The 22,349-nt window shown below is 69.4% G+C and carries 22 protein-coding genes and 1 riboswitch; of the genes, 14 read left to right on the forward strand and 8 right to left on the reverse strand.

Features of this window, described 5'->3' with window-relative positions:
* Positions 1–41: 41 nt before the first annotated feature.
* A complete protein-coding gene (locus tag ABVF28_RS08775; RefSeq protein WP_371030209.1) occupies positions 42–1,769 on the forward strand; it encodes a lamin tail domain-containing protein in 1,728 nt (575 codons plus the stop codon).
* Between the two features lie 238 nt (positions 1,770–2,007).
* Positions 2,008–2,820, forward strand: coding sequence for a hypothetical protein (locus ABVF28_RS08780; RefSeq protein WP_371030210.1), 813 nt, complete (start codon positions 2,008–2,010; stop codon positions 2,818–2,820).
* Between the two features lie 99 nt (positions 2,821–2,919).
* Here ABVF28_RS08780 and ABVF28_RS08785 read toward each other — a convergent pair whose 3' ends face one another.
* Positions 2,920–4,416 carry a catalase gene (locus ABVF28_RS08785; protein WP_104312725.1) on the reverse strand — a complete coding sequence of 499 codons (1,497 nt, stop codon included), beginning with the start codon at positions 4,414–4,416 and terminating at the stop codon, positions 2,920–2,922.
* Positions 4,417–4,480: 64 nt separating this feature from the next.
* Complete coding sequence (locus tag ABVF28_RS08790) at positions 4,481–4,945, reverse strand: Fur family transcriptional regulator (RefSeq protein ID WP_371030211.1); 465 nt, start codon at positions 4,943–4,945, stop codon at positions 4,481–4,483.
* Positions 4,946–5,029: 84 nt separating this feature from the next.
* Between ABVF28_RS08790 and ABVF28_RS08795 the strand changes: the two genes are divergently transcribed.
* The 4 genes from ABVF28_RS08795 to ABVF28_RS08810 all read left to right on the forward strand — a co-directional run bounded on the left by ABVF28_RS08795 (position 5,030) and on the right by ABVF28_RS08810 (position 8,403).
* On the forward strand, positions 5,030–5,923 hold the full coding sequence (locus ABVF28_RS08795) for a spermidine synthase (RefSeq protein WP_371030212.1): 894 nt from the start codon (positions 5,030–5,032) through the stop codon (positions 5,921–5,923).
* Between the two features lie 86 nt (positions 5,924–6,009).
* Positions 6,010–6,582 carry a hypothetical protein gene (locus ABVF28_RS08800; protein WP_104254052.1) on the forward strand — a complete coding sequence of 191 codons (573 nt, stop codon included), beginning with the start codon at positions 6,010–6,012 and terminating at the stop codon, positions 6,580–6,582.
* Between the two features lie 8 nt (positions 6,583–6,590).
* Positions 6,591–7,064 carry a SprT-like domain-containing protein gene (locus ABVF28_RS08805; RefSeq protein WP_104312728.1) on the forward strand — a complete coding sequence of 158 codons (474 nt, stop codon included), beginning with the start codon at positions 6,591–6,593 and terminating at the stop codon, positions 7,062–7,064.
* 133 nt (positions 7,065–7,197) lie between these two features.
* Positions 7,198–8,403 (forward strand): mechanosensitive ion channel family protein, encoded by a 1,206-nt coding sequence (locus tag ABVF28_RS08810; RefSeq protein ID WP_179556234.1) that lies wholly within the window; start codon positions 7,198–7,200, stop codon positions 8,401–8,403.
* A gap of 68 nt (positions 8,404–8,471) precedes the next feature.
* Here the strand turns inward: ABVF28_RS08810 and ABVF28_RS08815 are convergent, their stop codons facing one another.
* The gene (locus ABVF28_RS08815; protein ID WP_371030213.1) at positions 8,472–9,500 is read right to left on the reverse strand and encodes a pirin family protein; all 1,029 of its coding nucleotides are present in this window, start codon (positions 9,498–9,500) and stop codon (positions 8,472–8,474) included.
* Positions 9,501–9,567: 67 nt separating this feature from the next.
* Between ABVF28_RS08815 and ABVF28_RS08820 the strand changes: the two genes are divergently transcribed.
* From ABVF28_RS08820 to ABVF28_RS08830, 3 genes are all read left to right on the forward strand, one after another.
* Complete coding sequence (locus ABVF28_RS08820) at positions 9,568–10,608, forward strand: low specificity L-threonine aldolase (RefSeq protein ID WP_371030247.1); 1,041 nt, start codon at positions 9,568–9,570, stop codon at positions 10,606–10,608.
* 31 nt (positions 10,609–10,639) lie between these two features.
* Positions 10,640–11,158: a hypothetical protein gene (locus ABVF28_RS08825; protein WP_371030214.1), complete on the forward strand. Its 519-nt coding sequence runs from the start codon at positions 10,640–10,642 to the stop codon at positions 11,156–11,158.
* Between the two features lie 114 nt (positions 11,159–11,272).
* On the forward strand, positions 11,273–12,736 hold the full coding sequence (locus tag ABVF28_RS08830; RefSeq protein WP_371030215.1) for a hypothetical protein: 1,464 nt from the start codon (positions 11,273–11,275) through the stop codon (positions 12,734–12,736).
* Between the two features lie 28 nt (positions 12,737–12,764).
* On the opposite strand, the gene ABVF28_RS08835 is transcribed toward ABVF28_RS08830, so the two are convergent.
* Positions 12,765–12,908: a hypothetical protein gene (locus tag ABVF28_RS08835; protein ID WP_249312607.1), complete on the reverse strand. Its 144-nt coding sequence runs from the start codon at positions 12,906–12,908 to the stop codon at positions 12,765–12,767.
* Positions 12,909–13,108: 200 nt separating this feature from the next.
* Here ABVF28_RS08835 and ABVF28_RS08840 point away from each other — a divergent pair, with 200 nt between their 5' ends.
* Positions 13,109–14,446, forward strand: a complete 1,338-nt coding sequence (locus ABVF28_RS08840; protein WP_371030216.1) for a GNAT family N-acetyltransferase — start codon at positions 13,109–13,111, stop codon at positions 14,444–14,446.
* A 47-nt stretch (positions 14,447–14,493) separates the two neighbouring features.
* Here the strand turns inward: ABVF28_RS08840 and ABVF28_RS08845 are convergent, their stop codons facing one another.
* Positions 14,494–15,099 carry a TetR/AcrR family transcriptional regulator gene (locus ABVF28_RS08845; RefSeq protein ID WP_371030217.1) on the reverse strand — a complete coding sequence of 202 codons (606 nt, stop codon included), beginning with the start codon at positions 15,097–15,099 and terminating at the stop codon, positions 14,494–14,496.
* A gap of 51 nt (positions 15,100–15,150) precedes the next feature.
* Between ABVF28_RS08845 and ABVF28_RS08850 the strand changes: the two genes are divergently transcribed.
* Positions 15,151–16,176: an FAD-dependent monooxygenase gene (locus tag ABVF28_RS08850; RefSeq protein ID WP_371030218.1), complete on the forward strand. Its 1,026-nt coding sequence runs from the start codon at positions 15,151–15,153 to the stop codon at positions 16,174–16,176.
* A 51-nt stretch (positions 16,177–16,227) separates the two neighbouring features.
* On the opposite strand, the gene ABVF28_RS08855 is transcribed toward ABVF28_RS08850, so the two are convergent.
* Positions 16,228–16,584, reverse strand: a complete 357-nt coding sequence (locus tag ABVF28_RS08855) for a hypothetical protein (RefSeq protein ID WP_371030219.1) — start codon at positions 16,582–16,584, stop codon at positions 16,228–16,230.
* Between the two features lie 70 nt (positions 16,585–16,654).
* Between ABVF28_RS08855 and ABVF28_RS08860 the strand changes: the two genes are divergently transcribed.
* Together ABVF28_RS08860 and ABVF28_RS08865 are read left to right on the forward strand one after the other, a co-directional pair.
* A complete protein-coding gene (locus tag ABVF28_RS08860) occupies positions 16,655–18,058 on the forward strand; it encodes a M20 family metallopeptidase (protein ID WP_371030220.1) in 1,404 nt (467 codons plus the stop codon).
* Positions 18,055–19,089, forward strand: coding sequence for a RimK family alpha-L-glutamate ligase (locus ABVF28_RS08865; RefSeq protein ID WP_371030221.1), 1,035 nt, complete (start codon positions 18,055–18,057; stop codon positions 19,087–19,089). Before ABVF28_RS08860 ends, ABVF28_RS08865 begins: the two co-directional genes overlap by 4 nt.
* Positions 19,090–19,184: 95 nt before the next feature.
* Here ABVF28_RS08865 and ABVF28_RS08870 read toward each other — a convergent pair whose 3' ends face one another.
* Entirely contained in the window at positions 19,185–20,552 is a 1,368-nt protein-coding gene (locus ABVF28_RS08870) for an NtaA/DmoA family FMN-dependent monooxygenase (protein ID WP_211892072.1), read from the reverse strand.
* 25 nt (positions 20,553–20,577) lie between these two features.
* Positions 20,578–21,732, reverse strand: a complete 1,155-nt coding sequence (locus ABVF28_RS08875; protein WP_371030222.1) for an LLM class flavin-dependent oxidoreductase — start codon at positions 21,730–21,732, stop codon at positions 20,578–20,580.
* 122 nt (positions 21,733–21,854) lie between these two features.
* Here ABVF28_RS08875 and ABVF28_RS08880 point away from each other — a divergent pair, with 122 nt between their 5' ends.
* A complete protein-coding gene (locus ABVF28_RS08880) occupies positions 21,855–22,196 on the forward strand; it encodes a VOC family protein (protein WP_371030223.1) in 342 nt (113 codons plus the stop codon).
* A 25-nt stretch (positions 22,197–22,221) separates the two neighbouring features.
* A riboswitch (TPP riboswitch) is annotated at positions 22,222–22,329 on the forward strand.
* The last annotated feature ends 20 nt before the right edge of the window (positions 22,330–22,349 follow it).

Below are 22,349 nucleotides of genomic sequence, written 5' to 3' on the forward strand. Positions count from 1 at the left end.
TGAGCTCCCCCAGGTCGCCATTCACCAACAGAGGAGCGTGCGTGCAAGCACAACGAATGAACCTGGCGGCGGCTGTCGCCCTCATGATCGGTGGAGGTGCGGTGCTGGCCGCGCCCGCATCCGCGAACGCGACTGAGGTGCCCGTCTCCGGCGCTGGCAGCGTCGTCATCAATGAGATCGAGTCGTCCGGTGGCGAGCCGGGTGATTGGATCGAGCTCGCGAACCCGGGAGCGGCGGCGATCGACCTCGAAGGCTACGTCCTCACCGACAACTCGCCGGAAGACCCGACGCACCGCTTCACGATCCCGGCCGGCACGGTCGTCGCGGCGGGAGCGCACCTCGTGATCGAGGACGGCGAGAGCGGTCTCGGGCTGGGTGGCGCTGACAGCGTGCGCCTGTTCGGGACGGACGGGACGACCGTCGTCGATCAGTACTCGTGGACCCAACATGCGGCGACCACGTACGGGCGCTGCCCCGACGGTGCCGGGGAGTTCGCCCAGACCGCGGTGGCCACCAAGGGGAGCGCGAACGCCTGCGCCGACGCCCCGACCGAGGCACCAGGTCCCACGACTCCCGACAGCGAGCCCTGGCCGGGTGATGCCGACGTCGCTCCGATCGCCGGTGGCATCACGCTCGGCGAGGACATGTCGGGCCTCGACTACCAGTACTCGCCGGACGGCAGCACGCTCTGGGCCGTCGAGAACGGCACGGGCGGGCTCTACCGCTTCGAGGTGACGGCTGACGGGGGCGTCACCCCCGCGCAGGGCTGGGAGGAGCCCAAGCGGGTGCGATTCCAAGCTGACTCGGGCAAGCCGGATGCGGCGGGCCCGGACACCGAGGGCGTCACGTTCTCGCCGGAGCGGCCAGACTCGGTCTTCGTGGGCGCGGAGCGCGACAACTCCGTCAAGTCGACGAACCGGAACACGATCCTCGAGGTGAACGTCCGAGCCGCGACGGGCGCCGAGATCGTGGCGACAACCGAGTGGGATCTCACGGCGAGCCTGCCGCAGGTCGGCGCCAACACGGGCATCGAGGCGATCGAGTGGGTCGCGGACAGCGAGCTCGAGGGCAAGCTGCTCGACGAGAACACGGGCGCCCCGTACGACTCGGCGAACTACCCGGGCGCCGACGGCCTGTTCTTCGTCGCCGTCGAGGAGACCGCAGGCGTCTACGCCTACGCGCTCTTCGACGACGGCAGCGCCGGTCGCGTCGCGACCCTCGAGTCCGGCCTCGGCGGCGTCATGGCCCTCGACTACGACGAGTCCACGCAGACGCTCTGGGGAATGTGCGACAACGGATGCGGCGGCACGAGCGCACTGTTCCAGTTCGGCACGGAAGACGGCTCCGCCGGGTACACGGTGACGCACGTCACCCGCCCCGCCGGACTCCCCGACACGAACAACGAGGGCTTCGCGATCGCCGCCAACGAGACCTGCGTCGACGGCACACGCGCCGCCTACTGGCTCGAAGACGGCGTGAAGGCCGACGCACTCAAGCAGGGCTCCATCGCGTGCGCCCCGGACGAGACACCCGCGCCAACGGAGACCCCCGGCGCGACCGTCGCTCCGGGCGGGACGACGACGCCGGGGGCGAGCACGGCACCGGGAGACGGGTCAGCGCACGGAAACGGGCCTGAATCCGCGGCCGGCGGCACGGACGGAGGTGCCCTCGCGACGACCGGTGCCGAGCACCTCGTCCTCGTCACGCTCGCCGGGCTCACCGCGCTCACACTCGGCGGCTTCGCGCTCACGCGCCGCCGCGACGCGTAAGCCAACCGAGACGTATCAGCTGAGGGCAGGGCGATTCGCGCCCCTGCCCTCAGCCGTCTCCCGGACGACCCACGGGGCGTCGGCTGCCCGGCTTCCTGCGGGGAGTCCTCCCCCGCATCCACCCCCAGCCACCCAGTTCCGTTAGCGTGTCTTCCAGCACGGTCGGCTTCGTCGGATCGCGAGGAAGCGCCCCGCCCCACCCTCGGCCGTGTCATGCCCTCGCCATGAAGGAGACCTCGTGAAGAAGCTCGTGCGCACGTCAGCGGTCGCGCTGACCGCCCTGTTCCTGCTGTCGGGATGCGCGCTCGTCGGGCAGATGTCCGGCGGCGAGACGCCAGAGGTCGAGACGACCTCGACCTCGGAGAGCACTCCAGGTGCGCCCGGCGAGACGACCCCCTCGGAGTCGTCCGACCCCGGCGCGTTCTCCGTCAGCTACGCCTGCCGGATGACCGACACTCGCACGTTCGCGGAGGCCCCATCCGACCTTGCCGAGATCTGGGCGCTCGGCGACGACGTCACCCGCTGCACGGGCAAGTCGAACGGCGGGACCACGTTCTCGGAGACCGAGCAGAAGGCACTCGACGCCCTCGGACAGGCGGCCACGGACGACGACAAGGACGTGGCACCCGACGACGTGCGCCTCGCCGATGTCTACGCGCTCTGCGCTACCCCGGGGTTCTACTTCGCGATCTCCCCTGGCATCTCGACGGACGAGCAGTCGTCGCAGCTCGAAGCCGCCCTCATCCTCTGCCCTGAGCACCCGGACGCGGATTCCGCCAGGACCTCGCTGAACACCTACGAGGCCAACGTCACCGCCGGCAACGACGGCACGCGCTTCAACGACGGCGTCTGGAAGGTCGGCGAGGAGATCAAGCCGGGCACCTACAAGCCCGAGACGCCGAGCGACAACTGCCGCTGGTTCCGCTACGACGACAAGGGCGAGTGGATCGAGACGTCGTACGACAAGACCCAGGCCGAGATCGTCGTCACGATCGACGCCAAGGACAGCACGTTCGAGTCGCGCAACTGCGGGTACTGGCGCGCCTCCTGACCACCTGTCGCCCTCGCGAACGCAGATGAGCGTGCCCACTCGAGTGAAGCACTCGAGTGGGCACGCTCGTCTGCGGGGCCGCGGCCCGCGCCGTTCCGGCTAGTGGCCGACGCCCACTGGCGCGGGGTCGCTGTCGACGGCGTTGGCCTCGACTGCGGCACGGATGCGAGCACCGGTCTCCGGGTCGATGTTCACCCAGTACTGGAACGCGTTCGAGCGGACGGGCTCGATGACGGTCTCGAGGGCACCAGCGACGGTCTCTACGAGACGGTCGCGCTGCTCCTGCGTGAAGACCTCGCGGACGAGTGTGCCCGCCTGCGAGAAGTCGTCGTCGTCGGCGCGGAGCGTGTACGCGCTGCGCACCAGGTCCCCGTCGGTCTCCCACGAGTTCTCGACCGGTCCGGTCTGGTCGGCGTACGGGCGACCGAACGAGTTCGGCGCGTAGACGGGCGCGGCACCGGAGTGCGACACGGTCATGTTGCCGTCGAACGTGTACGAGTTGGTCGCGTTCTTCGGCCGGTTCACCTCGAGCTGCTGGTAGTTCGTGCCGACGCGGGCGCGCTGGGCGTCCGGGTACGCGAAGACGCGGCCGAGCAGCATCTTGTCCGGCGAGATTCCGGTGCCCGGCACCTGGTTCGAGGGCGAGAACGCTGCCTGCTCGATCTGCGCGAAGAAGTTCTCCGGGTTGCGGTTGAGTTCGAGGTCGCCGACCGGGATGAGCGGGTAGTCGGCGTGCGGCCACACCTTCGTGAGGTCGAACGGGTTGATGCGGTAGGTCTTCGCGTCCTCGAACGGCATGACCTGCACGTTGAGCTTCCAGCGCGGGAAGTCGCCCCGTCCGATGGCCTCGAAGAGGTCGCGGCGGTGGTACTCGGCGTCGGAGCCCGCGAGCTTCTCTGCCTCGTCGTTCGACAGCACCTCGACGCCCTGCTCGGAGATGAAGTGGTACTTCACCCAGAAGCGCTCGCCCGCCGCGTTGATCCACGCGTACGTGTGCGAACCGTATCCGTTCATGTGGCGCCACGACTGCGGCAGGCCACGGTCGCCGAGCAGGTACGTGACCTGGTGCGCGGTCTCGGGGTTGAGGGTCCAGAAGTCCCACTGCATGGTGTTGTCGCGCAGGCCCGAGTCGGGGAGGCGCTTCTGCGAGCGGATGAAGTGGGGGAACTTCATGGGGTCGCGCAGGAAGAAGACGGGCGTGTTGTTGCCGACGATGTCGAGGTTTCCCTCGCTCGTGTAGAAGCGCAGCGAGAAGCCGCGCACGTCGCGCCAGGTGTCGGGCGAGCCCTGCTCGCCCGCGACGGTCGAGAAGCGCAGCAGCGTCTCGCTCTCGGCGCCCTGCTGGAAGACGGCGGCGCGCGTGTACTGCGAGACGTCGTGCGTAGCCGTGAAGGTACCGAAGGCGCCTGCACCCTTCGCGTGCGGGTTGCGCTCCGGCACACGCTCGCGGTTGAAGCTCGCGAGCGTCTCGACGAGGCGCACGTCGTGCAGCATGAGCGGGCCGTCTGCGCCTGCGCTCAGGGAGTTCCGGTCGCTTTCCGTGGGACGGCCGTTGGTCTCGGTGGATGGGACTGTCGGGTCGATGTAGTCAGTCATAACGCTCCTCTTCGGATTCAGCTGGGCTGTGAACTGGGGATGAGTCTGGGTGTGCCGACTTGGGTCAGCGTGGCGCGCAATCGGCGCAGACGCCGCGGTAGACGACTTCTGCCGTGTGCACGGCGAACCCGTTCGGCGCGTCCGGGACGAGGCAGGGTGCCTCGCCGACCGAGCAGTCGATGTCCTCGATGCGCCCGCACTCGTCGCAGACCGCGTGGTGGTGGTTGTCGCCGATGCGGGTCTCGAAGCGGGCCGCGGTGCGGGGCGCGTCGAACCGACGCACGAGGCCAGCGCGACCGAGGTCGTCGAGGATGCCGTAGACCGCCTGCAGAGTGAGCGAGCCGAGCTCAGCGCGAAGCGAGGTCGCCGCTGCGAAGATCCGCTCGGCCGACGCGTGCGGGTCGGCGTCGAGCAGCTCGAGCACCGTCACGCGCTGGCGCGTCACTCGGAGCCCAGCGTCGCGCAGCGCCGAGCGCCAGAAGGCGGCGTCGTGTCGCTCGCCCACCTCGAGCTCGGTTGTCGTTGCCATGCCTCCATGCTGGCAGTTGTTTTGAACGATTCCAAACAAGGCCACCCTTGCTCGAACCCAGCGTGTCTCTGCTTGACTTGCCAGGTGCCGTCAGCCAGCGAGAAGACCCCCAACAGCTCCAGCCCGCAGAGCGTCAAGCTCGCCTCAGGAGCCCAAGCCCGCTTCTCGCGCGACGGAGAAGAGTGGACCCTGATCGTCGACGGCACCCCGCAATCGGCCGTCAACCCGCTCGACCCGAGAGAGCTCTCGTTCGGGTACATCCGCCACATGGGCTACGTCCTCGACCTCGCCTTCCCCGAATCGGCGGCCATCACGGCCCTGCACCTCGGAGCCGGGGCCCTCACCATCCCCCGCTACGTCGACGCCACCCGGCCCCGCTCACGACAGCAGGTCGTCGAGCTCGAGCGCTCGCTCGTCGACTTCGTGCGCGAGGTCGTGCCGCTTCCGGCCGGGGCGAGCATCCGGGTCCGCTACGGGGATGCGCGTGAGCAGCTCGGCAGACTCCCCCGCGGCCTGCTCGGCTCCGTCGACGCGATCGTCGTCGACATCTTCTCCGGCGCGCAGACCCCGGCTCACGTGACGAGCGTGGAGTTCTTCGCCGAGCTCGAACCGTTCTTGAAGTCCGAGGGAGTCGTGCTCGTGAACATCGCCGACGGCCACGACCTCGCGTTCGCCCGAGCGGAGGTCGCGACGCTGCTCGAGGTGTTCGGCGAGGTCGCGCTCGTCGGCGACCCCGCCATGCTGAAGGGCCGGCGTTTCGGCAACATCGCTGCCGTCGCCTCGCGCTCCGCCGATGCACTCGCGCTGCCCGGACTCGAGCGACGCGTCGCGTCGGGCTTCCCGCCAGCCGTCGTCGTTCGCGGCAAGGCCGTGCGCGAGTTCATCCGCGGCGCCGAGCCGGCCAGGGACGCATCGGCGACAGCGTCGCCGCTGCCAGGGAAGAGCCTCTTCCGCGAGCGCAGACAGGGCGGCTGGTGAACCCCACGGGCGCCTGATCGGATCCGCTGTCCACAACCCGGCGAGGGATGCACCCAAACCGCCGCCGCTGCGACTAACCTGCTGGGGTGTCAGACGCTCCCATCATCCTCGGCTACGACCCGGAGACCCTCCGCGAGCGCATCGACGTCGACGCCGCGGAGGCTCGCCTCGCGGAGATCGCCGTGCTGCGATCCCTCACCGCGCTGAACGAGAAGGTCGCGCTGCTTCGCATGCTCGGCCGCCTCGACGAGGCGTTCGACACGGCGCAGACCGCGTACCGCCAGTCGCGCTTCACCGGCGCCCGCGAGGACGCCCTCGCGGCACGTGTCCGCAAGGCGCAGGTGCAGCAGTTCCAGGGCAAGCACGACGTCGCACTCCAGGACCTGACCGGCTGCGTCGACGAGGCGCTCACCCATGAGTGGGACGAACTGGCCGCGTTCGCGCTGCAGCACCGCGGCAAGGTGCGCTTCGAGCAGCGCGAGTACACGGAGGCGCTCGTCGACTTCGAGCGGGCCCACGAGCTGCGCCTCGCACGCGGCGTGGCTGCCGACCAGCTGCAGTCGTCGAAGTTCGCGATCCGCGTGACCCGGGCGATCCTCGAGGGCGACGAGGAGCCCTCCTCGGAACTGAGCGAACCGATCACCTCGATCGACTCCTAAGCGGCGCGGTGGCCGACCTGGCCAAGGTGCAGGTGTGGGCGGAAGCCCTCATCCGCATGCACCTCGACGACAGCTGGAGCTTCGGCTTCGACCACGCGAAGAAGCGCGCGGGCGCCTGCAACTTTCGAGACAAGCGCATCACGGTCTCGCGGTACCTGTCGGCGAGGTACGACGACGACACCGTGCACCAGACGCTCCTGCACGAGGTCGCCCACGCGGTCGCCGGTCACAAGGCGGGGCACGGGCCGGAATGGAAGCGCATCGCGGATGAGCTCGGCTACGTCGGCGGGCGCACGCACGACGGTGAAGTTGCGTCCGAGTTCGCCAAGTGGGTCGGCACCTGTCCGAACGGGCACGAAGTGCTGAGGTTCCGTCGCCCGACCAACGGCAGACTCGTGTCTTGCCTGCGCTGCGCGCCCTCCTTCGACCGGAGGTTCCTCATCCAGTGGCGGGAGCGCTCGGACGCAGAGCGGCGAGGCTGACGCGCTGGCGCCTCCCTTTCTGGTCGCAAGCCAGGGAGCACGGAGACTCGATCACTAGCGTGGGTTGCTCCAGCCCTCCGCGCCTCCTGCTTCCGCGGGCCCGAAGAGGGACCTCCACTCCCCAAGGAGGAACGTGCTCGATCCCTGGCTCGCTTTTGCCATCTCACTCGCTGTCGCCGTCGCGGCCGCGGTCGCCCTGACCGCTGCCGTCGCCCTCATCATCCGCCTGGTCGCGAAGCGAATGCGCTGGCCCGAACCGCTTGTGCGGCACACGCGGCGCCCCTTCCGCGTCGTCGTGCTCATCATCGCGCTGTGGATCGCCGTCGCAGTGGCGTTCCCCGCCTCCGGCGAGGGCTCCTGGCGCGAGGTGATCTACCACGCGCTGACGATCTGCGTCATTGCCGCTGGCGCCTGGCTCATGGCCGGCCTCGTCGCCTTCTCGACCGACATCACGCTCGGCCGCAACCGCATCGACGTGGCGAACAACCGGGTCGCTCGTCGCATCCGCACCCAGACCCTGATCCTGCGACGCCTGGCGGTCGCCGTCATCGTGATCATCGCGTTGGGGGCGATCCTCCTGACGTTCCCCGCAGTGCGCACCGTCGGCGCCAGCCTCCTCGCCTCGGCCGGCATCGCGTCGGTCGTCGCGGGACTCGCCGCGCAGTCGGTGCTCGCGAACATCTTCGCCGGCCTGCAGCTCGTGTTCAGCGAGGCCCTGCGGGTCGACGACGTCGTGGTGGTCGAGGACGAGTGGGGCCGGATCGGCGAGATCACGCTGAGCTACGTGGTTGTGGACCTCTGGGACGACCGGCGTCTCGTGCTGCCGTGCACCTACTTCACGACGCAGCCGTTCCAGAACTGGACGAGGCAGGGCAGTGAGCTGCTCGGCTCGGTCGAGCTCGACGTCGACTGGCGGGTCTCTCCAGCCCTCATGCGCGAGCGCCTCGCGGAGGTGCTCACGCAGACCGACCTCTGGGATGGCCGCGCCCAGGTGCTCCAGGTGACCGAGGCCACGGGTGGGCTCGTCCGCATCCGCATCCTCGTGACGGCGGTGGATGCGCCGACCCTGTTCGACCTCCGGTGCTTCGTGCGCGAGGCCATGGTCACCTGGCTGCAGCGCACCATGCCGTCGGCACTGCCCGTGCAGCGGGTGCTCATCACCGAGCCCGCGGTTCCAGATGACGCTGCATCACGTGCGTCTCAGGACGAAGACACCCGCAGCGATGACACGAGTGCGGGAGGTTCTGGGCTCTTCACGGGAAGCGTCGAGGCCCAGGAGCGGGCATCGGTGTTCACGAATGCGATTCCCGTCGTCGACGCGGAGGATCGCGACCGTTGAGGCCTTGCCGGGCCGGGGCTGGGGCGGGGGCCGGGGCGGGCTGAGGCCGAGGTCTCGGGCCGTGCGCGTCAGGCGTTGCGGGTTCGACCGCGGGGCTTGAGGCGCACGGTCGGGAGGGCCGGGGCCGCGAGTGTCCTCCCGTCGTGGCTGTCGACGGCGCCGAAGCGCGCATCCGCTGACAGCGACCCCCTGGTCGCTTCCCACTCTGTTCGCGCCGCCGCGACGTCCTCGTGCGAGGAGCCGACGAAGTTCCAGAACATGACGATCTCTTCCTCGAAAGGCACGCCTCCGAGCAGCAGCGCGCGTCCGCCCTCCGCCGCACCCACGACGCTACGTCCCGTCCCGGCGGGCAGATAGCCGACGGCGCCCACGGGAAGTTCCACGTCGTCGACCGTGATGCCAGGCGAGCATGCCAGCACACCGTGCTCGAAGGCCGGATCCAGTGCGAGTTCCGCTTCCGAGCAGCCCGGGAACGCGAGCTCGACTCCCACGAGCGGCGAGAAGCTCGGGGCGTCGGAGCGCAGACCGGCGTACTCCCCCATGAAGACGGTCGCCTCGACGCGCCCGTCCACTCCCGTCGACGCCTCGAGCTGCGTCGACGGACACCGGTCCAGACCCGCGAAGGCGGGCGCCATGCCGCGACGCTCGGCGGGCAGCGCGACCCAGAGCTGCACCCCGTGGAGCACCGGCGCACGGGTCGAACGTGTCGGCGAGACCTCGGAGTGCGCGATCCCCTGGCCCGCCGTCATCACGTTGACGCCACCGGGCGCGACCTCGTGGACGCTGCCGATCGAGTCGCGGTGCAGCACCTCGCCGGAGAACAGCCAGCTCACCGTCTGCAGGCCCGTGTGCGGGTGCGGGGCGACGTCCATCCCGCCATCCGACGGCAGGTCGACCGGGCCGTAGTGGTCGATGAAGCACCACGCCCCGATGAAGTGGCGGTACTTGTTGGGGACCGAGCGCAGGACGGGCAGCGAGCGGGGTCCGCCGAGCGGCACCTCGCGGGGCAGCAGCAGCTCGATGCCCGCGATGACCTGGCCGGTCTCGTAGGCGTCCTGCAGCCGCGCCTCGATGGGGTTCGCCTCGGCGTTGCTCATATACCGAGGGTAGACGCGAACACATGAGTTTTCATCGACCCGTGGCGTGCGCGAGAATGGATCGGTGATTTCGCAGCTGCACGACCCCAGCATCCGCACGTTCACGAGCGACAACGCCGCGGGCGCCCACCCGCAGGTGCTGGATGCGCTGGTCACCGCGAACGGCGGGCACGTCGGCGCGTACGGGGCCGACCCGTACTCGACGGCGTTCCAGAACCTGTGTCGCGAGCTCTTCGGTGAGGCAGCCATCGGCCTGCCGGTCTTCAACGGCTCGGGCGCCAACGTCGTCGCGCTGCAGTCGATGGTCCCACGCTGGGGCGGAGTCGTGTGCCCAGCATCCGCGCACATCAACACCGATGAGAACGCGGCACCAGAGCGGGTCGGCGGGGTCAAGCTGCTGAGCGTCGAGACCCCGGACGGGAAGCTCACCCCCGCCGACGTCGAGCGCGCTGCGGCGGTTCGGCGCGACGTGCACCGCGCGACCCCGCTCGCCGTGAGCATAAGCCAGGCGACCGAGGTCGGCACCGCATACTCCCCGGACGAGGTCCGCGCCGTGGCCGATGCCGCCCACGCGAACGGCATGTGGCTGCACGTGGACGGCGCACGCCTCTCGAACGCCGCCGCACACTTCGGCTGCACGCTCGCCGAGGTCTCGAGCACCGCGGGGGCCGACGTCATCAGCCTTGGCGGGACCAAGAACGGGGCGCTTGCCGCCGAGGCCGTGGTCGTCGTCAACCCAGAGGCCGTGTACGGCGTCGAAGAAGCGCGGAAGATCGACCTGCAGCTGTCCTCGAAGATGCGCTTCGTCTCAGCGCAGCTGCTCGCGCTGTTCGGCGGCGAGCTGTGGCGCGAGAACGCCGAGCACGCGAACGCCATGGCCGCTCGCCTCGCCGCCGGCATCGCCGCTATCGACGGCTGCTCGGTGCCCCTCCCCCGCCAGGCAAACGGCGTCTTCGCCATCCTGCCGGGTGAGGTCGCCGAGCGCGTCAGCGAGCGCTACGCGTTCCACACCTGGGACGCCTCCACTGGCCTCGTGCGCTTCCTCTGTTCCTGGGACACCACCGACGGCGACGTGGATGGACTCATCGCGGCCGTCGCGGGCGCGTAGAACGAGGCGACGGGCGGGTAGCCTCGGGGCCGTGACTGACTACACCGCCTGGGAACGCCTCTGCACGCTGATCGATGACGACCCGGAGATCTGGCCGAGCGTCCAGGAGGCGCTGCACGGCGGTGCCGACGATGACCACGAAAAGGGTCACGGTGATCACGATCACCAGGCAGACACCGACGAGAGCGGCGTCGAGGAGGACGACGGCGCCGACGAGGCCTGGGGCGCCCTCATCGACGCGCTCGATGACTGTGGCGCCCTCGCGTATCTCCACGCCGACGACACCGCAATGGAACTCGCGGATGCCCTCGCCGGCGTGCCTCGAGTCGTCCGCATCGGGCTCGACACCGATGAGATCGGAGACGTGGACGGGGATGTGCCAACCGCATCCGCAGCTGCGGACACGCTGCTTGCGCCCGCCGGTCTCGCGCTCGTGTTCCTCGAGGAGGACAGCGACGCCTACCCGCTGGTCGTCGTGCCGCGCGAATCCGTGCCCGAGATCGTCGACACGGCGGCCGCGCTCGGGTTCGTGGCGCGCCAGCTCCCCTAACGGGCGCGAGTCCCCCTCGATCTGTCGTCGGAGCGGTGCAGACCTTGAAACCTGGAGCCGTAAAGTTACTGGTAATTCCTAGTAACTAGATTCTAGTCGTGCTAGGGTTGACCCATGTACCAGCCGGCAGCGAGCTTCGAGGAGCGTTGGCGTTTCGACGTCAACGACCCAGCTTCCGTCGCCGCCGAACGTGCTGCGATCCTGTCCGAGACCGCCCGCATCGAGTCAGCCAGGCGCGCTATCGACGCTGAGGCGATCCTGCTCCAGGCTCGCGCGTACAATTTCGGCTACCTCCTCGACATTGCCGACGGCCACCCCGAGATGGGCATGCACGTCCGATCGATCTCGGCGGAGATCTCGTTCGAACTGCAGGCGAAGCACAGTCTCGTGATCCGGCAGCTCGCCGGGTCGTGGAACGCCGTCCGGGAGTTCCCCGCCGCAGTGGATGCAGTGGCAGACGGACGCATCTCCGGCCACCATCTCGACGCCATCGTCTCGTCAGGGCTTCTCATCTCCCACGAAGTGGAATCCGAACAGGCTTCGCTCCGCGCCCGCTACGTCGAGATCGCTCTCGACCAGGTGAGCGGACAGATCCTCACGGAGGCGGCACTCAGGCGCATCACCGCTCGCATCGCGGAGGAACTCACGCAGATCCCACTCGCGGAGCGGCGCCGGAAAACGCGCATGAAGGGCTTCGTCTCTGTGACCGACGCGGGCGATGGTCACGGAGTGCTGCACGTCGGAGGGTCGCTCCTCCTGCTCACCGCCGTTCGCGAGAGAGTCCGCAAGCAGGCGACGCGTGTCCTGCGGGCACGCACCAAGGCCGAGAAGGCCGCCGCTGCCGCCGGCGGACTTCCAGAGTCAGAACCCGACGAGCGAACACTTGGAGAAGTCAGCGCCGACCTTGTCTGCGACCAGCTCCTCACGAGCGACCCCACCTCGACAACCGCAGCCAATGGCGTCCAGGCGACGGTGAACCTGGTCATCCCAGCAACAACCCTGCTCGCCGACCAACGCGAACCCGGCCGTCCCCCGGCGCTCCTCGACGGCCTCTCACCCGTGCCGATCGACGAAGCCAAGCGCTTGGCCGCACTGGCACCGATGTTCACGAGGATTCTGACACACCCCATAACCGGGACCGTACTGGCCGTCGACACGTACACGCCGACCGCGGCCATGCGGAGATTCCTGGCAGCCCGCGACGTCCACTGCCGTTTCCCGGGCTGCCGCCTCCCAGCCCGCGCCTGCCAGATCGACCACACTCAGGAATGGCAGCACGGTGGGAAGACCTGCCTCGGGAACCTAGAACACCTCTGCGTCTTCCACCACGTCATGCGCCACGCCACACCGTGGTCAGTCGACCAGCTTGAAGGCGGAGTCCTCGAGTGGAAGACGCCAGGAGGAACAGAGCTGGCCGACAAGCCCGAGCGGCAGGGCGTTCGGTTCGTGCCGACAGCCGAAATCAACGCGCAGAACGAAGCCCCATCCACGGCCGACCCCTCGACCGCGACCACATCCGGGGGGCCATCCGGACCTCAGATGGAACGAGACCCGAGCAACGATCCGCCGCCATTCTGACGCGGGCCGATGCACATACCGATCTCGTCTACACCTCTTCGATGCCGACGCCGCGCAGGAGGAGCCTCTGCTCGCCCACACCCGAGCGCTCTGACACGAAGAGCTGCGAGAACAGCCTCTGCAGGCGCATGGCCATCGAGGGACCGCCATCGGTGCGGACGGAAATGCTCATGTGCTGCCCTCTCGTTCGTCGCGGTCCTTCGTCGCCATGACGAAACCTCTTGCGTCAGCGTAGGAACGCAGGAACCAGGCCGGAAGCAGGCGCCGCAAGACGGGTACACGAGACGACACCGTGCTTCGCCGGGCGAAACACGGCGTCACCGGACAGCCAGTCGCGAGCCCAGAAGCCGGGATGCGGCGCACCATGTGCGCATGACATCCGCGCTCACCGCACGCCGCCTCGACATCGCCTCCACCGAGGTCGTCGAGGTGCTCGATGCCCTCGACGAGGAGTACCGCACCAGGTACCGCGAGTTCTACAACGACGACATCGGCGCCTACCCAGTCAGCGACTTCCTCGCCCCGGACGGGGCATTCATCGGCATCCTCGACGGCGACCTCCTCGTCGCCGCCGGCGCGATCCGCCGCTACGACGCCACCACTGCCGAGGTGAAGCGCATGTGGACGCGAGACTCGCACCGCCGCCGCGGGCTCGCCCAGCAGGTGCTCGGCGAACTCGACAGCGCCGCAGCCGAGCTCGGCTACACGCGCATCTTCCTCACCACCGGGTCACGGCAGCCCGAGGCGGTCGCCCTCTACCGCGCCTCCGGCTTCCAAGGCGGCGAGCGGCGCATCCCCGAATTCGACCTGCCCGTCTTCGCGTTCGAGAAGCCCGTCACCAGCACCCCCAGGAACGCCCCGCTAACGCCTGAAACGCCCGCGCCAGCGCCTGAGGAGTACCCTCGCAAGGTGCCAGCAACTCCCCCGAACCAGCAGCCGCGTCGACCCAAACGGAGCCGGCTTCGGCGCACGCTCATCTGGAGCTTCTCCATCATCGCCGGCGTCTTCGTCGCCGCAATCGCCGCGTTCCTCGTCTGGGCGAACGTCGGCGTCATGGCCGCCGAGCCCGAACCGCTCGCGTCCGTCACCGACGACCCGGCGATCACCGTCGCGGACGTCGACGGGTCGCTGGTGCTCAGCCCGACCGAAACCGCGAGCACAACCGGGCTCGTCTTCATCCCCGGAGCGAAGGTCGAGCCAGCGGCCTACGCCGCCAAGCTCTCCAGCCTCGTCACCGACGAGCAGATGACCGTCGTCATCCCGCAGCCCCTCCTCAACCTCGCCTTCTTCGACACCCGCACCATCGACGACTACTCGACCGCGGCGCCAGGGGTCACGACGTGGGCCGTCGGCGGGCACTCCCTCGGCGGCGTCCGCGCCTGCCAGCTCGCCGATTCACCCGACGTGGCCGGCCTCCTCCTCTTCGGCAGCTACTGTGCCAACGACCTCACGGCCGACACCTCGCTCGACGTCCTCAGCATCACGGGAAGCGCCGACGGACTCACCACCCCGCAGAAGGCAGCCGATGCACGCGGCCTGCTCCCCGCGGACGCCGAGACCCTTGAAGTCGACGGCGCAAACCACGCCATGTTCGGCAACTACGGCCCGCAGTCCGGCGACGGTACGGCGACCATCCCTGACGAGGAGGGGCGCGAGCAGATCGCCGTCGCAACATCAGCCTGGGCGGCAGAGCTGCAGCCAGCCGGTTGACGGTACCAGCCCGGTGATGTCCACCCGCGCGCAGCAGACGGGGACACCTACCCCTCGGCGAGCATCCGTCGCACCGTGAGACCCACGTCGACAGCATCACCCACCCGGCCCTCGCCCGGCTCACCCTCGTTCGACGGCCCCTCGGTCGACTGCCCCTCCGAAGGCGCGGAGAGCCGCTGCAGGACAACCCCGTCGATGAACGCGAAGAGGGCGAAGGCACGCGCCTCAGGGCCGCTCACACCGAGACCGGCGACCGCACTGACGGCCCAGCTGCGCAACCGATCGCGCCCCTCCTGGATGGCCGCGGCCACTGACGGATTGTGGGTGCCCTCAAGGACCAGCGCGTAGCGGGCGAGCGTCTGCTCGCGCCCGGTGCCGGTCATGGAATCGACTGCCGCTTCGATGGCGGCGCAGAAGCGCTCGACGCTCGGCTCCCCCCACTCGTACGTGAGGAGCCACTCCGCGTAGTCGCTCCTCACCAGGCGCTCGATGACCCCCTCGATGAGCGCCTGCCGCGTTCTGAAGTGGTTCGAGGTCGACCCGCGCGGCAGCCCAGCCTCAGCGTCGACGCGAGCGTGCGTGAGCGCGCGTATGCCGCCTGAAGCGAGCAGCTGGAGGGCGGCGGAGAGCGAGCGATCACGTGTGGAGGGCACCCTCAAACTATAGACGTAGTGTTGCCACTACGCCTGTAGTAGCCTGCGCGTATGGACAGGCGCGCGACGATCATCGGCGGCGGCATCGCTGGGCTCGCCTCAGCGCTCGCGCTGCACGATGCTGGCTTCGAGGTGACCGTCCGCGAGCGCGCCACTGGCCTCCCGAGCAGCGGAACCAGTCTCGGGATGTGGCCTGACGCCATGGCCGCACTCGATGCGATCGGGGTTGGGGCCCGGATACGAGACGAGACCGAGGCGCACGCGGGCGGGAGCATCCGTCGTGCGGACGGGCGGATGCTCGCGCGGCTCGGCACCGGACGCGAGGCGCGCATCGTTCCGAGGCCGACCCTGCTTCGTGCGCTGTCGGACGAGGTGGAGACCCGTCTCGGCCCGGACGCCATCATGTGGGGTGACACCGCAGACGCCGCCGAGAACGCCGAGAACGCCGGCCGCGAAGCGCTGATCGTCGGCGCGGACGGCATCAACAGCATCGTGCGTGCCCGAGACTGGCGTGACGCCAGCCCGCGAGCGCTTGGGACGACCGCACTCCGTGGGGTCGTGCCCGGTGAGGCGACCGAGATCTCCGAGACGTGGGGCCGGGGCCGCATCTTCGGCATCACCCCGCACTCCCCCGGCCACACGAACTGGTTCGCCTGCGCCAGAACTGTCCAGCTGCCGCCGAGTCCGCAGCCGTGGGGCCATGCCAAGACGCTGCGTGGCCTCTACGGAGATTGGCACCCCGCTGTCAGGGAGGTGCTCGCTCAGGTCACGGAGCAGTCCATCGACGCCAGGCCCCTGTTCGAGGTGCCACGACTCAGCAGTTACGTCCGCCCGGGTGTGGCGCTCGTCGGCGACGCGGCACATGCCATGGCGCCGAACCTGGGGCGCGGGGCCTGTGAGTCGCTCATCGACGCGGCGGCTCTCGGCGCCGAGCTCACCTCAGCGCGCGACCTCGACACCGGGCTCGTCGCCTATAGCCGTCGGCGTCGAGGGCCGAGTCAGCGCACGCGACTCGGCTCGCGCATCCTGAACCGGTTGACCACCGGGCCGTTGACGACGATCATCAACGCCTGGTGAGGCGGTGCCTCACCCATCGTCGAGGCCTCGAGCGGGCCGGCAGCTCGGCCGTCATGACTGCAGCGTGCGTTCGTGTCGGGAGTGCGCGATGAGTCCAGGCACGAACAGCACGAGCGCGACAGGCAGCAGCGCGGCGAGCCCGATGACGTGCCAGAGCTGGCCCGCGGCGACGACGGCCAGCAGCGCCCCGCCCATGCGCAGCCAGCTCGCGAGCTTCGGAGTGCCGGGCGGGTCCTTGAAGATCGGGAGCTTGCGGCCGGCGCCCGCCCTGTTGATCAGGAAGTGCGCCCAGGTCGTGAGCGCGAGGCTGAGCCCGAGCAGCACGGCACCGACGATGAACATCACGCTGTCACTGTAATCGAGCTTCACGTTACGGCCCACGACGGCAACCGAGACACGGTCAGGCACGCCCCGAAGAATCGAGGCACGATGGATGCAGACGGCCCGATCGGGGCCCCGGCGGCAAGGAGCACACCACGTGAGCGAAGCAGCAGGCCCGAGCAGCGCACCCCAAGGATCCGGGGCCACCCGCGGCATCAGCGTCGGAGCGTCCCCCACGACGCCGAGCAGCACCTACCTGGACCTCGTCGCTGCTGAGACCGCCATCGCGGCCGCCGCCGCCCCGCGCATCACCTCAGCCCACGACGGCGTATCCGGTGACGACACCTCCGCGATCCGCTCCGCCTCCGAGTCGCTGCAGCCCGAGCTGGTGGAGCTCTCCCACCGCATCTTCGAGTACGCGGAGGAGGGATTCGAGGAGACGCAGAGCGTCGCCGATATCGCCGAGCTGCTCGCCGAGCACGGCGTCACGGCTCAGGTGGGTGCCTTCGGGCTCGACACTGCACTGGTCGCAGAGCTGGTCGTCGGCGAAGCGGCACAGGATGCGCCGACCGTCGCGATCCTCGCCGAGTACGACGCCCTCCCCGGAGTGGGCCACGGCTGCGGGCACAACATCATCGCCGCTTCCGCCGTGGGCGCGTTCCTCTCTCTTGTCGAGGCGAGCCGAAGCCGTGCGCTCCCGGCGGGTCGGATCGTGCTCTACGGGACACCCGCCGAGGAAGGCGGAAACGGCAAGGAGATCATGGCCCGCGCGGGCGCGTTCGACGGCGTCGACGCCGCCATCATGATCCATCCCTTCGGCTACGACGTCACCGACCAGCCCTTCATCGGGCGGCGCATCCTGCGCGTCCGCTACTACGGGGTGCCCGCCCACGCCTCCGCGTCCCCGTTCCAGGGACGCAACGCGCTCGATGCCGCCAACCTGAACTACCAGGCCACTGGCCTCCTGCGGCAGCACCTGTACCCGGGCGACCGCATCCACGGCGTCATCGTCAACGGCGGACAGCGCCCCAACGTGGTCCCCGAGTTCGCGGAACTCGAGTACTACGTGCGCTCGAACGCCGCCGAGACGCTCAAGGAACTGAGCCTGCGCCTCGAGGACATCGCCAACGGCATCGCCCTGGCCACCGGCACAGGGGTCGAGGTCGAGTGGGACCCGCTGCCGTTCACGATGCCACTGCGCTACAACACGCCACTCTCCGAACGCTGGGCCGTGCACCAGGAGGCCAGGGGCCGTCGCGTGCTCACCAAGGCGTCCGTGCCCTCGCACCTCGCCGCATCCACCGACTTCGGCAACGTGAGCGTGCGCGTGCCCGGCATCCACCCGGTCATCGCGATCAGCCCACCGGACGTCAGCCTCCACACGCGCGAGTTCGCCGAATACGCGACGAGCGACGCCGCGAGCACCGCCATCGCGGACGCAAGCGCCGGCCTCGCACTCGTCGCCGCCGACTTCCTGGCCGACCCCAACCTCCGTGCCGCGGCCCGCGCCGACTTCGACGCGGCGGGCGGCGCACTCGACGTCGAAGGATTCTTCTCTTGAGCACACCGGTCTCCTCCCAGTCCATCTCCTCCCAGTCCATTTCCTCGCAGCCCGTCGCAGCAACACCCGTCGTCTACGCGCTGCACGAGAACCCCGAGTGGTGGCCGCCGTTCCAGGCCGCCTTCGAGGCCGCCGGCGTTCCCGTCGTCGAATGGCGCCTCGTCGAGGGCGTCCTCGACCTCGACGCGCTCCCACCGGAGGGCATCTTCTGGTCCCGCATCAGCGCCTCGTCGCACACCAGGGACCACGCGCTCTCGAAGGACTACGCGCGCTCCGTGCTCAACTGGGTGGAGGCCGCGGGCAGGCGAACCGTCAACGGCCGCCGCGCCATCGAGCTCGAGGTGAGCAAGGTCGACCAGCTGACGCTGCTGCGCCGGGCCGGCATCGACACCCCGCGCACCCTCGCCGTCATCGGCAAGCAGGGGCTGCGGGGTGCGGCGCGCGACTTCCCGACCCCGTTCATCACGAAGCACAACCAGGGCGGCAAGGGCCTCGGCGTCCGCCGCTTCGACCACTTCGCCGACTTCGAGGCCTACCTCGACTCCCCCGAGTTCGAGGAGCCGCTCGACGGCATCACGCTCCTGCAGGAGTACCTGCGTCCCGCCGGCGGATTCATCACCCGCGTCGAGATCGTCGGGGGCGAGCACATCTACTCGATCGCGGCCGACACCATCCACGGCGGCTTCCAGCTCTGCCCAGCGGATGCGTGCGCGATCGACCCGGACACGGGCCGGCCGGTCGTTCCCCCGGGCGCCGAGCTGGCGCCCGAGCCAGGCACGTCGATCTTCTCGCTACGCCAGGGCGGCCACGACGACCTCGTCGAACGCCTTGTAGCGTTCACGAAGGACATCGGCCTCGAGATCGCCGGCATCGAGTTCATCGAGACCGAGGACGGCCGACAGGTGGTCTACGACATCAACACGAACACCAACTACAACGCCGATGTGGAGCGCGTGGCCGACGGCTCGGGCCCAGGGGCCATCGCGGCCTACCTGGGGCGCGTGCTGCGGGAGACCTACCCGGACGTGTGAGCCCAGCCACTCACGGCACGGCACGGCACGCGGAGAGGTGGCCGCCGGAGTTCATCTCCGGCGGCCACCTCTTCGTTGCTGGGGATTCTTCTGGGTCAGACCGCGAACGCGCTCGGAGCCCGCGTCCCCCGCTCCGGCACGGGGATGCCGAGGTTGTCGCGCAGGGTCGTTCCCGCGTACTCCTCACGCAGGGAGCCGCGCTCCTGCAGGATCGGCACCACGTGGTCGACGAAGTCGTCGATGCCACCCGGCGTGAGGTGCGAGCCGATGACCAGCCCGTCCGAGCCGTCGTTCTGCACGAACTCGTCGATCTCCTCGGCCACTTGGGCGGCGGTGCCGACGAACCGCACGCCGCCGAGCTCGTTGCGGGCGAACTCGCGGATGCTCCATCCGTTCTCCTGCGCCTTCTCGCGCCACCTGCGGACCGTGGCGAGCCGGTCGCCGTAGGTGAAGGCGCGGCCCTCGATGATGGGCGCGCTCTCCCCATCCGGATCGAAGTCGGGCAGGGGACCATCGAAGTCGATGTCCGAGAAGTCACGGTTCCAGACCTGCTCGAGACGGACCTGAATGGTGCGCGGGCTGAGCTGCTGCTCCGTCACCCAGCGAGCCTTCTCCTGCGCCTCCTGGTGAGTGTCGCCGAGCACGAAGCTCGACTGCGGCAGGATCTTCAGGTCGTCACGGTTGCGGCCGAAGCCCTCGACTCGAGCCTTGATGTCGGCGTAGAAGTCGCGTGCCTCCTCGAGGCGCGAGTACGGGGAGAAGATGACGTCGGCGTTGGCAGCCGCGAAGTCCCTGCCCTGCGGAGAGATGCCAGCCTGCACGATGATCGGCCTCCCCTGCGGGCTGCGGGGAACCGTGAAGCGCCCGCTGATGTCGAACTGGCTCGTTCCCACGTCGAACCGCCCCTCGTCGGCGGAGTCGAGGAACTGCCCGGTCTCCTTATCCGCGACGATCGCATCCGCCGACCAGGAGTCCCACAGCTCCCGGACGGTGCTGACGGTCTGCTCGGCCCGCTCGTAGCGCTCCGCGTGCGGCAGGAAGCCCCCGCGGCGGAAGTTCGCGCCCGTGAACGCGTCGAACGACGTCACGACGTTCCAGCCGGCACGTCCACCGGAGAGGTGGTCGAGGCTCGCGAACTGGCGAGCGAGCTCGTACGGCTCGTTGAAGGTGGCGTTGATGGTCCCGACGAGGCCGATGTGCTCGGTCACGGCGGCGATGGCGGCGAGGACCGGGATGGTGTCCGGCCGCCCCGAGATGTCGTGGTCGAAGATCTCGCCGAGCCGCGAGCGCAGCGCGAGGCCCTCGGCGAGGAAGAAGTAGTCGAACTTCCCGGCCTCGGCCTTCTGCGCCACGTGCTTGAACGTGGAGAACTCGATCTGGCTGCCCGCCTCCGGGTGCTCCCAGAGCGTGTGCTCGTTGACCCCGCCGACGTAGGCCGCGAGGATGATCTGCTTCTTCGTCATGGTGATCTCCTGATCGGGTTCGGGTCTAGACGGCGGCGTAGCGGTTGGGCACGGTGGTCTCGAGGCCGAGGAGGCCGCGCAGGGAGCGCTCCTCGTAGCGCTCCCGGAAGAGGCCCTTGCGCTGCAGGAGCGGGACGACGTCCGCGACGATGCGCGGCAGGTCGTCGGTCACGACGCCGGGGTGCAGGCGGAAGCCGTCGTAGCCGAGGCCGGCGAGCGTCTCGAAGTGCTCGACGAGCTCCTCGGCCGAGCCCGCGAAGACCGCCGGCGGCTCTCCGAGCGCGCGCCCCTTCGCGTTGAGGCGGTTGAGGCGGGCGGACCCCGTCTCCTCCGGCCCGTCGAGGAACACGGCGAGGTCGACGAACACCGACAGCTCGCCGTCCCGCTCGACCTTCTTCTCTGCGGCCCGCACCTCGCTCAGGATGCGCACGGCCGAGGCGACGTCGGTCGGCGTCACGAAGAGCAGGTCGGTGCTGGCTGCCGCGAACTCGTACGGCACCTCGGCGTGACCGAGCGCGGCGACAACCGGCTGCCCCTGCGGGGGCCGGGGTGTGATCGACGGTCCGCGCACGCTGAACCACTTGCCCTCGAACTCGATGCGGTGCACCTTGGCCGCGTCGAGGAACCGATCGGTGGAGGCGTCGCGGATCTCGGCGTCGTCCTCCCAGCTGTCCCAGAGCCTGCGCACGACCTCGACGAAGTCGTTGGCCTCCGCGAAGAGCTCGCCGACGAGCGGCGCATCCCGACGTCCGAAGTGCGCGTGCTCCGCACCGGGCGAGACACGGGCCTGCCAGCCCGCACGGCCCAGGCTCGTGTAGTCGAGGGTTGCGACGGCCTTCGAGACGTGGAAGGGCTCCGTGTGCGTCGTCGTGACGGTCGGGATGAGGCCGATGTGCTCCGTGACGGGCGAGACGCGGGCGGCGATGAGGAGCGCGTCCAGGCGACCCCTGACCTCGTCGGTCCGGTTGTCCTGGCGGAGGAACTCGCCGCTCTGGAGCGCGAGCGAGTCCTCGATGGTGACGAAGTCGAGGAGGCCCCGCTCGGCGAGCTGCACGAGCCCCACCCAGTACTCGGGCGTGAAGAGCTCGTCTGGGCGAGCGCTCGGCTCCCGCCAGGCCGCCGGGTGGATGCCGGCGCCATCGAGTGCGACGCCGAGGTGGATTCGGTTGGGGTTCGTCATGGTGCGACGCTAGGCCGCGCCCCGAGTTCGGTCCACGGCGCCCGTCGCGGCCCGTTACGCGTCGAAACGCGGGGACATGTTCGTTGAGGGTCCTCGCACCCTTCTCGCGCATGCTGGGACGCATGGCTATCAACGGAGTGCTCGCGCAGATCACCGTGTCGGACCTGGCTCAGGCTACGGAATATTACGGGAGGCTCTTCGGGCGGGGTCCCGACGAGAATCCGATGCCCGGCCTCCTGGAGTGGCACTTCACAAGCGAGGCCGGCCTCCAGCTGTGGGCCGACTCGAGTCGCTCTGGAAAATCCACCGTGGTGTTCAACGACGACGACCTTGAGAGCGTGGCCGCGCGGCTCGACGCCGCGAAGATCGAGCACGGCGGGATCGAAGACGCCACTCACTTCCAGATCCTCCAGGTGCTCGACCCCGAGGGCAATCACGTCGTCTTCACGAGTGCCTCGAGCTAGCCGCGCGCACCGTCGGGGCTACAGTGTGGCCGTGCACGGGAGCCCGATGAGTCGGGCTGAGAGGGAGTACTCGAACTCCGACCGTTGAACCTGATCTGGGTAATGCCAGCGAAGGGAGTCGACTCACCCGTGCCGTCACGCTCCGACGGAAGG

The sequence above is a fragment of the Pseudoclavibacter sp. JSM 162008 genome, assembly GCF_041366455.1.
Classification (GTDB): Bacteria; Actinomycetota; Actinomycetes; order Actinomycetales; family Microbacteriaceae; genus Pseudoclavibacter.

Bases quoted from the DNA above. Each gene is read 5' to 3' on its own strand.
- ABVF28_RS08785 (WP_104312725.1), bottom strand. From the start codon at position 4,416: ATGACTGACTACATCGACCCGACAGTCCCATCCACCGAGACCAACGGC.
- ABVF28_RS08790 (WP_371030211.1), bottom strand. From the start codon at position 4,945: ATGGCAACGACAACCGAGCTCGAGGTGGGCGAGCGACACGACGCCGCC.
- ABVF28_RS08815 (WP_371030213.1), bottom strand. From the start codon at position 9,500: ATGAGCAACGCCGAGGCGAACCCCATCGAGGCGCGGCTGCAGGACGCC.
- ABVF28_RS08830 (WP_371030215.1), top strand. From the start codon at position 11,273: ATGTACCAGCCGGCAGCGAGCTTCGAGGAGCGTTGGCGTTTCGACGTC.
- ABVF28_RS08835 (WP_249312607.1), bottom strand. From the start codon at position 12,908: ATGAGCATTTCCGTCCGCACCGATGGCGGTCCCTCGATGGCCATGCGC.
- ABVF28_RS08840 (WP_371030216.1), top strand. From the start codon at position 13,109: ATGACATCCGCGCTCACCGCACGCCGCCTCGACATCGCCTCCACCGAG.
- ABVF28_RS08850 (WP_371030218.1), top strand. From the start codon at position 15,151: ATGGACAGGCGCGCGACGATCATCGGCGGCGGCATCGCTGGGCTCGCC.
- ABVF28_RS08870 (WP_211892072.1), bottom strand. From the start codon at position 20,552: ATGACGAAGAAGCAGATCATCCTCGCGGCCTACGTCGGCGGGGTCAAC.
- ABVF28_RS08875 (WP_371030222.1), bottom strand. From the start codon at position 21,732: ATGACGAACCCCAACCGAATCCACCTCGGCGTCGCACTCGATGGCGCC.
- ABVF28_RS08880 (WP_371030223.1), top strand. From the start codon at position 21,855: ATGGCTATCAACGGAGTGCTCGCGCAGATCACCGTGTCGGACCTGGCT.